Below are 14,553 nucleotides of genomic sequence, written 5' to 3'. Positions count from 1 at the left end.
ACGGATACGCGGACCGTTACGGTTCGCACCAAGCATTAGCGGGTGACCTGGGAATCCCCGGGTACGCCCGTTTTTGCCCGTTGGGCCCATGATGAAGACAGAGCCGAATACGATAAAAGAAAGGTGATTCAACGTATGATCGACGCGAACGTGAAACAAGACATGCGCGAAATCGCAAAGAAATTAACTAACCTTAGGGGGTCTCTTTGACTTAGATCTGAAGCAAGAGATGATCGCCAACTATGAGGAGAAAATGGCGGCACCGGATTTCTGGGACGACAATGAGAAAGCTCAGGGGCTTATCGCCGAGATGAATGCGGTCAAATCCTCAGTCGACCAATATACGGCGCTGCAAAACGAATACGATGAGCTGGAAATGATGGCGGAGCTCGCCGAGGAAGAAGGCGATGAATCGCTGGCTGCGGAGGTAGCGGACTCCGTAGAGAAGCTCGTCAAGAAGCTGGAGGAATTCGAGCTCCAGCTGCTGTTGAACCAGCCATACGACAAAATGAACGCGATTCTCGAGCTGCATCCCGGCGCCGGCGGCACCGAGTCCCAGGACTGGGGCCAAATGCTGCTGCGGATGTATACCCGCTGGGCGGAGAAACGCGGCTTCAAGGTCGAGACGCTGGATTACCTGCCGGGCGACGAAGCTGGGATCAAGAGCGTTACACTGTTGATCAAGGGCTACAATGCCTACGGCTACCTGAAGGCGGAGAAGGGCGTGCACCGGCTGGTGCGGATCTCGCCGTTTGACGCTTCTGGACGCCGGCATACGTCCTTCGTCTCCTGTGACGTCGTGCCGGAGATCAGCGATGACGTGGAGATTGAAATCCGTAACGAGGATCTGAAAATCGATACGTACCGCGCCAGCGGCGCCGGCGGTCAGCACATCAACACGACCGACTCGGCCGTGCGGATTACCCACATCCCGACTGGGATCGTGGTAACCTGCCAGAATGAGCGCTCGCAGATCAAGAACCGTGAACGGGCGATGACGATGCTTCGCTCCAAGCTGTACGAACGCAAGATCGAGGAGCAACAACGCGAGTTGGATGAGATCCGCGGCGAGCAGTCCGATATCGCCTGGGGCAGCCAAATCCGCTCGTACGTGTTCCATCCGTACAGCATGGTGAAGGATCACCGGACGAACGTGGAGACAGGGAATGTCGGCGCGGTGATGGACGGGGATTTGGACGCGTTTATCGACGGTTATCTGCGCAGTCAGATTAAAACGAACACGGAGAATTAATCGGCAGGGCGGAGCGCCTTGGTGTGACCATTCCGCCCGAGCCGCTGCTAAAGCTGCTAAATATGACCCACCTTGGCCACGCTTGGTACGGGTGGGTTTTTCGTTGTACCAATTTCATGAAATGCCAGTAAGGAGGGGCAGCAATGCCACCGAAAGTTCGCAAACGCCATCTTCAAGACTATATCCCGGTCGCCGGTCCGGTACGCCATACGATAGATACGCTGATGATTATCGTAGGCTCTCTGATCACGGCCTTGGCGTTTAATTTGTTTCTGGTCCCCAGTCATATCGCCTCAGGCGGTGTCTCGGGATTATCGATCATCATTCAATCGCAATTTGGGATCGAACCCGCCTACACGCAATGGGCCCTGAATATCCCGCTATTCATTGCCGGCTACGTGTTGCTTGGGCGGGACTACTCCATCCGTTCTTTGTTGGGCACGGTGGTGCTGCCGTTCTTCGTCTTCTTGACGCGGGACATTCCAGTGCCGACGACAGATCCGTTGCTGGCTTCGTTATATGGAGGTATCGGGGTCGGGATCGGGCTTGGCATCGTGTTCCGAGGCCGGGGATCGACAGGGGGACTATCCACCTTAGCGCAAATCATTCAGAAATACAGCGGCCTGAGCCTTTCCGTTTGTGTTGTGATGATGGATGGGATAGTGATTGTGTTGGCGTTATTTTTGCTGACCCCGGAAAAAGCGCTCTATGCCCTGATCGGCTTGTACATCACCGGTAAAATTATCGATGCCATCGAGCTGGGCTTCAACTATACGAAGGTTGCTTATATCATCGCCGACCGAACGGAAGAGATCGCGCAAGCGGTCCTTACTCATCTGGATCGAGGGCTGACCAAGCTGGACGGCCAAGGCGGGTACACCGGCGATGCGCGGACCGTGCTGATGGTCGTCGTCGGGCAGAGCGAAGTCACGCGACTCAAGACCTTAGTGCAGACGCTGGATCCCAATGCGTTTGTGATTATCACCAATGCGCATGAGGTGTTGGGGGAAGGGTTTAAAAGAGCCTAGAGAAATGTGACGTAATCCATAAGTGTGGGGCAAGTAGATTGATCTACCTGGCCATACTTATGGATTTTTTATTTATCATAACGACATTTTACATAAACAATACTTATAAGGAAAATATTAGATTTTTCATCCTGATCTAGGAATTTATGTTTGGACAAACAGTATCGTGAGTGGTAGCCTTTAAATCATCAGGCCTGATAGTCATTATTTCTCATAGGAGGCATTATTTTGAAGCGATTGATTGGCATCATCTTACTTGCTGTTGGAATTATAACTGGTTCAATTACATATCCTGCTTCCACCCACGCGGCATCTCAATTTACGGGTGGATTATTGGACGGGATTTCGATAGAGATTGGAGCTTCGGTTGGGCAATCGACGACTACGGTTGCAGAAATGACAGATGGCGATGTGTCGACAAGAGGAATACTTAGTACATCAAATGTAGCATGGCATTCCTTTTCTTCCCCAGTAGAAATTTCTTCTGTCGTGCTGAAGAGTAGTGGGGCAGGAATCATTGAATTTTATGATAATCAAAATAGCTTGCTGCAAAGATATAATGTTTTAAGCAATGATGGGATTCAAACCCTTCCAACTCCAGTACAGAATGTTACTACTGTTGTTTTAAAAGGTGCATCAAGCAATATCAATGTGTACGAGTGGAATGTATTTACGGTCCCTTCCGTGCCACCAACAGCGACGACCATCAATTGGATCCAGGCCGGGGATCAAATTGTAAAATTGGATTGGGATCATACAGGAGCTGCCTCTTATAATGTAAAACGTTCAACATCCGCTGGCGGCCCTTACACCTTACTGGCGAACGTTAAAGGAACAACGTATGTAGATCAAGCCGTCACCAATGGAACGACCTATTATTATGTAGTTAGTGCGGTCAATGAGGCGGGGGAAAGCAGCGATTCGTCTGAAAAAAGTGCTAAACCGAATACAACCAAATATACGGGCGGATTGTTAGATGGGTTATTAATCGAAGCGGGTAATACAGTTGGGACACCAACGAGAACAACACGTGAAATAACGGACAACAATACGGGTACCAGATTTGTCATGACAACCGGAAGTTTTGCATGGTACACATTTTCTTCCCCAGTAGAAATCAACTCTGTGATTGTGAATAGCAGTAACGTTTTGGCTGTTGAGTTCTACGATGCCAATAATAACTTGCTGCAGAAATATGATCTTATCAAAAATGACGGAATTCAAACGCTCCCGACCCCAGTACAAGATGTGACAACGGTTGTATTAAAAAACGGGTCAATTAGCAGTATCAGTGTATACGAATGGAATGTATTTTCAAACCCTTCAGCACCACCACTAGATACAACCATTAACTGGATCCAGGGCGGTGATCAGTTTGTAAAGTTGGAATGGGATAACACAGGAGCTGCCTCATATAACGTAAAACGTTCGACATCAGCAGGCGGTCCTTACAGCTTACTGGCGAACGTGAAAGGCACAGCATATGTAGATCGAGCCGTAACGAATGGAACGACCTACTATTATGTAGTCAGCGCAGTGAATGAGGCTGGGGAAAGCGGAAATTCAGCGGAAAAAAGCATTACACCAAATGCAACCAAATATACGGGTGGATTGTTGGATGGGCTATTAATCCAAGCTGGTAACACGGTAGGAAACCCAACGCGTACCGCACGTGAATTGACAGACAACAATACACGTACAAAATTTGTCTTGGTTACTGGTGGCGTAGCATGGTACACATTTTCTTCACCGGTGGAAATCAATTCCGTGATCGCCAGTGGCACTAACCTGGCTGTTGAGTTCTATGATGCAAGCAATAACTTGTTACAACAATACAACATCGTGAATAAAGATCAGGTTGAAATCCTTCCTACCCCTGTCCAAAACGTTATGACAGTTGTGCTAAAAAATGTGGGTACAAGTGTTAGTGATGTCTACGAATGGAACGTCTTTGGCAAAGGCGGAGAACCTGCAGATGCACCGATGAATTTGACAGCATCCGCGGGGAATAAAAAAGTTGTTTTGAATTGGACAAGCCCGAGCAGTAATGTGACGAGTTACATCGTGAAACGCTCCCTGGTGCCTGGCGGGCCGTATACGGCGATTGCTACAGTACCGGGGAACACAACAACTTACACGGACACCAATGTTGTAAACGGTACGACTTATTATTATGTCGTCTCTGCGATTGGATCGACAGGTGAAAGCGCCAATTCTAACGAGGCATCTGCCACACCAAAAGCCGATGTAGTTACTCCTCCTGGTCAGACCGGAGAGAGAGCGCTGCTTCGGATTACGCTAAACAATGGGATTGAGAAAGAATACGACTTATCTATGGCAGAAGTATACGACTTCATTAATTGGTATGAAGGACGGGCGAACGGAGTAGGAACGGTGATGTATGCCTTTGATAAACATGATAATAACAAGGGGCCGTTCAAAAGTCGCAAAGACTACGTATTCTTCGATAAAATTATTACTTTTGAAGTGAATGGATACGATGTCGGTACGAGTGGGCCGGAGGAGGATGGGGGATACCCTGTTCCGTATCCGGAAGAATATTAATAACGTTAAAAGCACGGGTTGAAGTCAACACTTCAGCCCGTGCTTTTTTCCATGGATCAACAAGTTCCTCAAACCAAGCCATCATAGATAGACTGCTCATTTTTTTGCGGGAACCGTTCGCCGCGCTCCCAAACCAGCTCAAACGATTCGAATTGGTGACGGGGCGGTACTTGCGGCCCCAATACGCCAAATACCCGCTCCACGCTCCAAATTTGCGATTCATGGGCGGCGAGGGCTTGGCGTTTGGCTTCCCAACGGTTGCCGGCTGCTACGCGCAGCACGCTGGAATGATCGGAAGTGTACGATCCCAGTTGGTTGTAATACAACTTCTGCACGGTTGGCGCTTGGCCCCCAAAGACGACATCGTTTACGGCGTGATGGATGACGATATGATCCGGGTGTCCGGACAGGCCGTCTTCCGGGAACGTGACGACCACCTGTGCCTGATGGCGCCGCAAGAAGTCGGCGATCTTCTCCCGCAGCATTACAGGATTCGCCTCCTTCAGCTTGCCGTCCGGCAGCCCCAGTTGCTCAACGACGGAGATGCCGAGGATCTCAGCGGCTTTGGCCAGCTCCTGATCCCTGCGGGCCGCTAACTGTTCGCGGGTCATCTCCCCTAAGCGGCCGGTTTTGCCCGCGTCTCCCCGGGTAGCCGTAAGCAGCACCGCCTTGCCTCCTTCATCCGCGATTTGTCGGATTAAATAAGAACATCCAAATGTTTCATCATCGGGATGAGCGTATACGAATGCGATTGTTTTTTCGTTCGACATGGTGCTTCTCCTCCTTCTATACGGTTCATGAGCACCTTTTAAATATACCTGATTCAGCCCCTACATAAAAGTTTGGCGGCCAAAAGAGGGGCCTGACATGCGAGGGGAAATTTTTTGTGAGAGTTGTTGTATTTATATAAGTTCAGCCGTATAATAATACATATTTACAACGGAATGATGCATATTGTTGATTTCATAGGGTTGATCCAATGGGAGAGGAAGCGAGGTTAGCATTGTGAACGGGGAGAAAATAAAAGTAGCCATTGTCGGTTCCACGGGATATGGGGGCGTGGAGCTGATTCGTTTTTTATGGGGACATCCGCATGTCGAGATTGCTTCGGTGATTTCCGTTACTAGCGCAGGAGAGCCTATAACGAACGGGTTCCCGCATTTATCCGAGATCATCGTTCAGCCGCTGGACGGCTTGAATCCAGAGGAGCTTGCCACGAAGGTGGATGTGGTATTTACTGCGACGCCATCCGGGGTCAGCACGAAGCTAGTGCCGCAGCTGCTGGAGGTTGGACTGAAGGTTATTGATTTGTCCGGTGATTTTCGGCTTAAAGACGGCCGGGAATACGAGGCTTGGTATAAACATGAGGCTCCGGAAGCCGCGTTGCTTGAGCAGGCGGTATACGGCTTGGCGGAGATTTACGGCGATGAAGTAAAAGGCAAGGAGTTCGTCTCCAACCCGGGCTGCTATCCGACCGCTACGCTGCTTGGCCTAATCCCAGCGTTAAGTGCAGGTTGGATTGATCCGGGCAGCATCATCATCGATGCGAAATCGGGGGTATCCGGCGCAGGCCGCGGGATGAACCTGACGAACCATTACGCGGAAATCAATGAAAATATGAAAGTATATAAGGTCAACAAACATCAGCATATCCCTGAGATCGAACAAACCTTGGGGCAAATCACCGGCGAACCGGTTACGGTAACGTTCACAACGCACCTAACCCCGATGACGCGGGGGATTATGTGCACGATGTATGCCACATTGAAGGGGGCTTACACGGAGGAAGATTTGATTCAGCTGTACCGTCAATATTACGAAGGACGTCCGTTCGTCCGCATTCGGGATAAAGGCAAGTGGCCAGCGACCAAGGAAGTATTTGGCTCGAACTTTTGCGACATCGGCTTTGCGGCGGATGCGCGTACAGGTCGGCTGACGATCGTGTCCGTCATTGATAATTTGGTTAAAGGCGCGGCGGGGCAAGCGATTCAGAATTTGAACCTGATGATGGGTTGGGAAGAAACGACCGGCTTGAAGTTCACACCCGTTTATCCGTAGGTAGATATGAACTTATTTGGGCTTATGAAAGGAGTCAGTCATGGGAGTGGTTAGTTTATTTCGTGAAGCGCCGGAGGGGAGCATCACCACGCCAAAAGGCTTTCAGGCCGGCGGTCTGCATTGCGGTCTGAAGAAGACAACCCGCAACGACCTCGGCGCGATCCTCTGCGAAGTGCCGGCGGTCGCCGCGGCAGTTTATACGACGAACGTATTCCAGGCGGCGCCGCTGAAAGTGACGCGTGAGAGCGTCGCGTCCAGCGGGCAGCGCCTGCGGGCCGTCGTCGTCAACAGCGGCAACGCCAACGCGTGCACCGGCGCGCAAGGCGAAGCTGACGCCTACGCGATGCGCGCAGCGGCGGCGAAGGCGTTTGGGCTCGGCGAACACGAAGTCGCCGTAGCCTCCACCGGCGTCATCGGCGAATTGTTGCCGATGGACCGCGTCCATGCCGGCATCGAAGGATTGCCGGCGGCGCTGGCAGCGAACGGCGAGGGGGCCGAGCAGTTCTGCCAGGCGATTTTGACCACGGACCTCGTGAAGAAAGAGGTGTGCGTGAAGCTGGACGTGGACGGCCGCGAGGTAACGATCGCGGGGGCTGCCAAGGGTTCGGGCATGATTCACCCGAACATGGCCACGATGCTGGCGTTCGTCACGACGGACGCCGCTATTGAACCACAGGCGCTGCAAAGCCTGCTCGGGCAAACGACCGACGTGACGTTTAACATGATCACCGTCGACGGCGACACGAGCACGAACGACATGCTGTTAGCGATGGCGAGCGGGTTGGCCGGCAATCGGGAGCTGTCCCCCGGACACGCCGATTGGGACGCCTTCGCTGCGGCGTTCCGCCACGTGTGCGAGACGTTGGCCAAGGCGATTGCCCGCGACGGGGAAGGCGCAACCCGTCTCGTTGAGGTGACGGTCCAAGGCGCCGTAAGCGATAACTCGGCTCAGGCGATCGCAAAGACAATCGTCGGCTCGAGCCTTGTGAAGTCGGCGGTGTTTGGGGCCGATGCCAACTGGGGCCGCATCATTGCTGCGGTCGGCCGTGCAGGAGAGCCGGTCAATCCGGAGACGGTGGACATCAAGCTTGGCGACATCGTCGTGTTGGAGGGCTCACGTCCGGTTCCTTTCGATGAGGATGTGGCGCTTGCTTACCTGAAAGGCGACACGATCAACATCTCCGTTGACCTGCATAACGGCCAAGGCGAAGCCACCGCCTGGGGCTGCGATTTGACCTATGACTACGTCCGGATTAACGCGGCTTATCGCACTTAATTTGAATTCATATCCTAAATCATTTATCAGATGAGATGAACTCCGGAAAGGAGCAGGCAGACTAATGTTTGTGATGAAATGTGGCGGCAGCACGCTCGCGGAGCTGCCGAATTCTTTTTTTGCTGACTTGGTGAAGTTGCAAAAAGAAGGGGCCAACCCGGTGATCGTACACGGCGGCGGGCCAGCCATTTCGGAAAACCTTGGCAAGCTCGGAATTGAGAGCAAGTTCGTGGACGGGCTGCGTTACACGACGAATGAAGTCCTGGACGTCGTAGAAATGGTGCTGGCCGGCAGTATTAATAAGTTGATCGTGCGCCGCATCGCTCAGAACGGCGGGAAAGCGCTGGGCTTATCCGGTGTGGACGGCAGTTTGCTGCAGGCGAAGCCGGTTGCGAACAGCAAGGAAGTCGGATTCGTTGGGGATGTGACGGGTGTTAACGCGGATTTGATCCGCGGCGTACTGGACCTCGGTTACATTCCAGTCATTGCTCCCGTAGGTATTGGTGCAGACGGAGCGCAACGTTATAACATCAACGCGGACACGGCTGCAGGAGCGGTTGCATCGGCACTTGGGGTTTCGCGCATGATTGTTGTTACCGATGTGCCTGGGATTTTGAAAATGACGGGTACCGAAAGAAAAGTGCTCGATTCCATTACCGTACAGCAAATCGAGGATATGATCTCCACCGGGGAAATTTACGGCGGAATGATCCCGAAGGTGCGCGCCGCCGTGGCTTGCATCAGCGGCAGTGTCAAGGAAGCAGTGATTGTAGGCGGCAACGAGCCGGGTGTGCTTGGCAAAGTGCTGGCCGGGGGACGCATCGGTACCCGAATCGTGCGGATGGCGTAGCGAAGCGGCTGTCGGAAGGTTATATTAGTAATTAAGTAGATGGGAGTGGAAAAAACGATGGCGCAAAGTGATCTGAAAGAAGCAACAACGGCTCCGGGCACCGGAGCAAACGCCGTAGCAGCTGCGGCGGAAGGGAGCAGCCCCAGCGCGTTGTTCCCAAGTTATGCCCGGTACCCGATTCATTTGGTTAAAGGGAAAGGCAGCTGGCTGTGGGACGACAAAGGCAACCGCTACCTTGATTTCATGAGCGGTCTTGCGGTCGCCAACCTGGGGCATGCCCCGGAGAAGGTGGCGGCCAAGGTGAAGGCTCAGCTGGATGAGCTTTGGCATGTGAGCAACCTGTTCCATATTCCGCAGCAGGAAGCTGCAGCGCGGAAGCTGACCGAGATTAGCTGCGCGGACGTCGTTTTCTTCTGCAACAGCGGCGCCGAGGCGAATGAAGCGGCGATCAAGCTGGCGCGGCGCTACCATCAAAAGGTGAAGGGAACCAACCGCTTCGAGATTATTACGTTCAATCAATCCTTCCATGGGCGGACGTTGGCTACGCTGACCGCGACCGGTCAACAGAAGGTGAAGGACGGCTTCCTGCCGCTTCCAGAAGGCTTCAAGTCTGTACCTTTGCATGACCTGCCTGCCCTGAAAGCAGCGATTGGCCTACAAACGGCGGCAGTGATGCTGGAAATGGTGCAAGCCGAAGGCGGCGTGCACCCGGTGGATCCGGTGTTCGTGCAAGAGCTGTCCGAGCTGTGCAAGGAAGAGGGGCTGCTGCTCATCATCGACGAGGTCCAAACCGGCATGGGACGTACGGGCAAATGGTTTGCGCATCAGCATTACGGCATCGAGCCAGATATTTTTACATCGGCCAAAGGGATTGCCAGCGGCTTGCCCGCCGGGGCGATGCTGGCGAAAGCGTATTTGCGCGAAGCGTTCCCTCCGGGCAGCCATGCGTCTACATTTGGCGGCAATCCGATCGTGACGACAGCGATCATTGCCACACTGGAGACGATGCAGGAGGAGCGCATTCCGGAGCATGTGGCAGAGATGGGTGAATATTTGACGGGGCTCCTGAAGGAGACGTTTAAAGATGAGCCGTTTGTCCAAGAAGTGCGCGGCAAAGGCTTGCTGATCGGAATCCAATGCGCCGGACCGGTAGGCGACATCGTACTGCTGGGACAACAACATGGACTGCTGTTCGTCACCGCTGGCCCGGAGGTCATTCGTTTACTGCCGAACCTCAAGGTGTCGAAGGAAGAGATTGATCAGGCCGTAGCGATTTTGGCAGACGTCATCGCCGCTTATACTTCCAAGGAGGGGAACTAATCAATGACTTTGCTGGAACCATCCAAACGCAGCAGTATGAATTTGAACGGCCGCGATTTTATCGAGCTGACGGATTATTCGACTGACGAGATCCACTATTTGATCGATTTGGCGATTGAGCTCAAGCGCAAGCAGAAGAACGGCGAGGTGTACCAGCCGCTGCGGGGGAAAACCGTCGGATTGATTTTTGAAAAATCGTCAACGCGGACGCGGGTGTCCTTTGAAGTGGGGACGTATCAGTTGGGGGGCCATGCGCTTTTTCTCAGCAAAAATGATATCCAACTCGGACGCGGCGAAACAATCGCTGATACGGCGGGAGTCATGTCGCGCTACCTGGACGGGATCATGATCCGGACCTTCGGTCATGATAAGGTGGTCGATCTGGCCCGCTATGCTACCGTGCCGGTCATTAACGGACTGAGCGACTTGGCTCATCCGTGCCAGGTGCTGGCCGACTATCAGACGCTTTACGAGCATAAGGGCAAGCTGCAAGGCCTTAAACTGGCCTACGTGGGCGATGGCAACAACATGGCGCACTCGCTGATGATCGGCGGGGCGAAGCTGGGCGTTCACGTGTCCGTGGCCAGCCCGGAAGGGTATGAACCGGACCCGCAAATCGTTGCGGATGCGCAAGAAATCGCCAAAGCGACGGGCGCGGTTATTGAAGTGGTGCGCGATCCGAAGGCAGCGGTACAAGAAGCGGACGCCATTTACACCGACGTGTGGGCAAGCATGGGCTTTGAAGAAGAGCAGAAGATCCGCGAAGAGGCCTTCCGCAATTACCAGGTCGACGAGCAGCTGGCGCGGTATGCGAAGCCGGATTACGTCTTTATGCATTGCCTGCCGGCTCACCGGGGCGAGGAAGTCAGCGAAGGCGTGATCGACGGACCGCATTCGATTATTTTTGATCAGGCAGAGAACCGGTTGCATGCGCAGAAAGCGCTGATGGCCGCATTGATAGGATAAATTTTTCTTCGGGAGGACTAGGAATCATGGCAAAGGAAAAAATCGTACTGGCATACTCCGGGGGCCTGGATACGTCGGTCATTCTCAAGTGGTTAAAAGAAACATACGATGCCGAAATTATCGCGTTTACGGCTGATATCGGCCAGAAGGAAGAATTGGACGGGCTGGAAGCGAAGGCTTTGGCTACAGGCGCTTCGAAAGTATACATCGACGATCTGCGCGACGAGTTCGCCAAAGACTTCATCTATCCGATGTTCCAGGCGGGCGCTTTGTATGAAGGGCAATACCTGCTGGGTACCAGCATCGCCCGTCCGCTGATCGCCAAGCGCATGGTGGAAATCGCCCGCGCGGAAGGCGCAACGGCGATCGCCCACGGCGCTACCGGCAAAGGCAACGACCAAGTGCGCTTCGAGCTGGCGGCCGCGGCGTTGGCTCCGGAAATTCGCGTGATCGCCCCTTGGCGGTTGAGCGAGTTCCGCGATCGCTTCCCGGGACGCGCTGAAATGATCGCCTATGCAGAAGCGAATGGCATTCCAGTAACAGCCTCGGCAGCGAAGCCTTACTCGATGGACCGCAACCTGCTGCATATCAGCTATGAAAGCGGCGTGTTGGAAGATCCGTGGTTTGACGCATCCGCCCCGGAAAACAAAGACATGTACCTGCTCAGCGTGTCGCCGGAGGATGCCCCGAATCAACCGGAGTATCTGGAGCTGGAGTTCGAGCAAGGGAACTGCGTGGCCCTCAATGGCGAACGGTTGAGCCCGCTTGGGGTCATGGAGAAGCTGAATGAGCTGGGCGGCAAACATGGCATCGGCCGCGTCGACATGGTGGAGAACCGGTTTGTCGGCATGAAGAGCCGCGGGGTATATGAGACGCCGGGCGGAACGATTCTGTTCACGGCTCATCGCAAAATGGAATCGCTGACGATGGACCGCGAGGTCATGAACCTGCGCGACAGCCTGATCACCCGTTACAGCACGCTCGTCTACAACGGCTTCTGGTTTGCGCCGGAACGCTTGGCGCTGCAAGCGCTGGTGACGGAGAGCCAGAAGAATGTAACAGGTACGGTGCGCGTGAAGCTGTACAAAGGCAACATCATCGCCGCCGGCGTGAAGAGTCCAGTCAGCTTGTACAACCCGGATATCGCTACGATGGAGGCCGATCCTACGCAAGCGTACGACCAAGGCGACGCCACCGGCTTCATCCATCTGAACGCGCTGCGTCTGAAAGTTGGCGCGGGTGTGGCGCAAAACAGCGGCAAGTAAAGGGTGTACCCAAAATCTATTCGAAAAATCGAATACAATTCGCCGATTTTTAGCGATTAGACCCCAATGTGTATGAAATTTCGTATATAATTGAGCTTTTTGCGGGGATGAGGCGGGAATGTGTATGATTTTTCGAATAGAATCTACAATTTCGATTGTTCGCGAGGAAATGTAGTCGAAATTTCGAATACATTTCCTTCTGTTTCTGTTCTGAATTGATTGGAAATAGCAATCAAGTTTCGAGTTAAGGAGTGGGTCAGGTGAGCAAGCTGTGGGGTGGCCGCTTTACGAAGCAGACCAACCGTTTAGTTGAGGAGTATACCGCCTCCATCGGGTTTGATAAAGCGTTGGCGGAGGAGGATGTGCAAGGAAGTCTCGCGCATGTTACCATGCTGGGCAAATGCGGGATCTTGCCGGAAGAGGATGTCGAGAAGATCAAGGAAGGCCTGCATCAGGTTCTGCTGAAGATCCGCCGCGGCGAGATGGAATATTCCGTATCGGACGAAGACATCCATATGAACATAGAGAAGCAGTTGATCGACGAGGTGGGGCCGGTTGGCGGGAAGCTGCACACTGGGCGCAGCCGCAACGACCAGGTAGCGACGGACATGCACCTTTACCTGCGCAAGCGAGTGGTCGAGTTCGTGGGCCTGCTGCAGGAACTGCAGGAGGCGCTGCTGGGACAAGCCAAGGCGAACCTCGACACGATTGTGCCGGGCTATACCCATCTGCAGCGGGCGCAGCCGATCCTGTTTGCCCATCATTTGCTGGCATACGTGTCCATGTTCCAACGCGACATCGAGCGTCTGCAGGACAGCTATAAGCGGATAAATGTGCTGCCGCTGGGTGCAGGGGCGCTGGCTGGCACGACGTTCCCGATCGACCGTCATTTTGTAGCCGAGCAGCTGCATTTTGACGGGGTATATGAAAATAGTCTGGATGCCGTGAGCGACCGCGACTTTATCGTCGAGTTCCTTGCCAACGCCTCCATTCTGATGATGCATCTCTCGCGTCTCAGCGAGGAGCTCGTGCTGTGGAGCAGCACCGAATTCCGCTTCATCGAGCTGGATGATGCGTTCTGTACAGGCAGCAGCATTATGCCGCAGAAGAAAAATCCGGACGTTCCGGAACTGGTCCGCGGCAAAACCGGCCGAGTCTACGGCAACCTGATGGGCCTGTTAACCGTACTGAAGTCGCTGCCGCTGGCATACAACAAGGACATGCAGGAGGACAAGGAAGGCATGTTCGACACTGTTGCCACGCTGCAAGGAGCGCTGCAGCTATTCGCACCGATGATCGCCACGATGAAAGTGAACAAGGAGCGGATGCGCGAGGCGGTCAACCAGGACTTCTCCAACGCCACCGACATTGCCGACTTCCTGGCAAACAAAGGTCTGCCGTTCCGTCAGGCGCATGAGGTCATCGGCAAAACCGTCCTTTACTGCATTCAAAACGGCAAATACCTGCTGGATCTGACATTAGACGAGTTCAAGCAGTTTTCGCCATTGTTTGACGATACCATTTATGACGTGCTCCAGCCGGAGACGGTCGTGAATGCCCGTAACGTATACGGCGGGACAGCTACCGCTCAAGTGACGGCCGCCATTGAACGTGCAGAGAGCAAGCTGGAAGCGGGCCGCCAATGGACGCAAGAGTATCTGGAAAAAAGTAAATAAGCGATTAGCCAATTCGCAGGCAGAGCTCGGAGACAGCCTTCGTCGATAGACGAACGGCTGTTTTTTTTATTTACCTTGCTTCGACGCCCTCGAGAGGGCGCCTTCTGTACATTTTGAATTTTATGGAAATTACATAAAAATTTCAGAAAACCATAAAGAATTCGTCGTTTTTTGTCGAAAGATAGTAATAACTTATCTTGCCAAGCCTTTTATTTTGGTGCATTGACTCAGACTGAAGCAACATTGGCGCGGTTTTGTAGTTGATCAACCCTTGGCAGACAACAAGAAGCACAGGAT

General features: G+C 53.3%; 11 protein-coding genes. 10 read left to right on the top strand and 1 reads right to left on the bottom strand.

Going from position 1 to position 14,553, the window contains the following annotated elements; translation table 11 throughout:
* Positions 1-135 precede the first annotated feature (135 nt).
* From prfB to M891_RS23375, 3 genes are all read left to right on the top strand, one after another.
* Positions 136-1,252 (top strand): peptide chain release factor 2 gene (gene prfB, locus M891_RS0105575; RefSeq protein WP_127576021.1). Its coding sequence is split into 2 segments (ribosomal slippage): positions 136-207 and positions 209-1,252, totalling 1,116 coding nucleotides; the frame shifts between segments, so codons are not numbered across the junction.
* 143 nt (positions 1,253-1,395) lie between these two features.
* Entirely contained in the window at positions 1,396-2,280 is an 885-nt protein-coding gene (locus M891_RS0105570; protein ID WP_028538130.1) for a YitT family protein, read from the top strand.
* Positions 2,281-2,508: 228 nt separating this feature from the next.
* Positions 2,509-4,845 (top strand): fibronectin type III domain-containing protein, encoded by a 2,337-nt coding sequence (locus M891_RS23375; protein ID WP_307719246.1) that lies wholly within the window; start codon positions 2,509-2,511, stop codon positions 4,843-4,845.
* 68 nt (positions 4,846-4,913) lie between these two features.
* Here M891_RS23375 and M891_RS0105560 read toward each other — a convergent pair whose 3' ends face one another.
* Positions 4,914-5,615: a PIG-L deacetylase family protein gene (locus M891_RS0105560; protein ID WP_028538129.1), complete on the bottom strand. Its 702-nt coding sequence runs from the start codon at positions 5,613-5,615 to the stop codon at positions 4,914-4,916.
* A 235-nt stretch (positions 5,616-5,850) separates the two neighbouring features.
* Between M891_RS0105560 and argC the strand changes: the two genes are divergently transcribed.
* The 7 genes from argC to argH all read left to right on the top strand — a co-directional run bounded on the left by argC (position 5,851) and on the right by argH (position 14,256).
* On the top strand, positions 5,851-6,903 hold the full coding sequence (gene argC, locus M891_RS0105555; protein ID WP_084628821.1) for an N-acetyl-gamma-glutamyl-phosphate reductase: 1,053 nt from the start codon (positions 5,851-5,853) through the stop codon (positions 6,901-6,903).
* A 40-nt stretch (positions 6,904-6,943) separates the two neighbouring features.
* On the top strand, positions 6,944-8,179 hold the full coding sequence (gene argJ, locus M891_RS0105550; RefSeq protein ID WP_028538127.1) for a bifunctional glutamate N-acetyltransferase/amino-acid acetyltransferase ArgJ: 1,236 nt from the start codon (positions 6,944-6,946) through the stop codon (positions 8,177-8,179).
* A gap of 64 nt (positions 8,180-8,243) precedes the next feature.
* Positions 8,244-9,029 carry an acetylglutamate kinase gene (gene argB / locus M891_RS0105545; protein WP_028538126.1) on the top strand — a complete coding sequence of 262 codons (786 nt, stop codon included), beginning with the start codon at positions 8,244-8,246 and terminating at the stop codon, positions 9,027-9,029.
* A 57-nt stretch (positions 9,030-9,086) separates the two neighbouring features.
* Positions 9,087-10,349 (top strand): acetylornithine transaminase, encoded by a 1,263-nt coding sequence (locus tag M891_RS0105540; RefSeq protein ID WP_028538125.1) that lies wholly within the window; start codon positions 9,087-9,089, stop codon positions 10,347-10,349.
* 3 nt (positions 10,350-10,352) lie between these two features.
* Positions 10,353-11,315 (top strand): ornithine carbamoyltransferase, encoded by a 963-nt coding sequence (gene argF, locus M891_RS0105535; protein WP_028538124.1) that lies wholly within the window; start codon positions 10,353-10,355, stop codon positions 11,313-11,315.
* A gap of 26 nt (positions 11,316-11,341) precedes the next feature.
* Positions 11,342-12,580: an argininosuccinate synthase gene (locus M891_RS0105530; RefSeq protein ID WP_028538123.1), complete on the top strand. Its 1,239-nt coding sequence runs from the start codon at positions 11,342-11,344 to the stop codon at positions 12,578-12,580.
* Positions 12,581-12,840: 260 nt separating this feature from the next.
* The gene (gene argH / locus M891_RS0105525) at positions 12,841-14,256 is read left to right on the top strand and encodes an argininosuccinate lyase (protein WP_028538122.1); all 1,416 of its coding nucleotides are present in this window, start codon (positions 12,841-12,843) and stop codon (positions 14,254-14,256) included.
* The last annotated feature ends 297 nt before the right edge of the window (positions 14,257-14,553 follow it).

Source organism: Paenibacillus sp. J14, from assembly GCF_000518465.1.
GTDB lineage: Bacteria > Bacillota > Bacilli > Paenibacillales > Paenibacillaceae > Fontibacillus > Fontibacillus barengoltzii.
The sequence above is the reverse complement of the archived record's forward strand: the minus strand, read 5'-3'. Positions and strand labels throughout refer to the sequence as shown.

What these genes read in the sequence shown, in the direction of transcription:
- argB (WP_028538126.1), top strand. Translation starts at nt 8,244, where the DNA reads ATGTTTGTGATGAAATGTGGCGGCAGCACGCTCGCGGAGCTGCCGAAT.
- M891_RS0105530 (WP_028538123.1), top strand. Translation starts at nt 11,342, where the DNA reads ATGGCAAAGGAAAAAATCGTACTGGCATACTCCGGGGGCCTGGATACG.
- M891_RS0105560 (WP_028538129.1), bottom strand. Translation starts at nt 5,615, where the DNA reads ATGTCGAACGAAAAAACAATCGCATTCGTATACGCTCATCCCGATGAT.
- M891_RS0105570 (WP_028538130.1), top strand. Translation starts at nt 1,396, where the DNA reads ATGCCACCGAAAGTTCGCAAACGCCATCTTCAAGACTATATCCCGGTC.
- argJ (WP_028538127.1), top strand. Translation starts at nt 6,944, where the DNA reads ATGGGAGTGGTTAGTTTATTTCGTGAAGCGCCGGAGGGGAGCATCACC.
- argF (WP_028538124.1), top strand. Translation starts at nt 10,353, where the DNA reads ATGACTTTGCTGGAACCATCCAAACGCAGCAGTATGAATTTGAACGGC.
- M891_RS0105540 (WP_028538125.1), top strand. Translation starts at nt 9,087, where the DNA reads ATGGCGCAAAGTGATCTGAAAGAAGCAACAACGGCTCCGGGCACCGGA.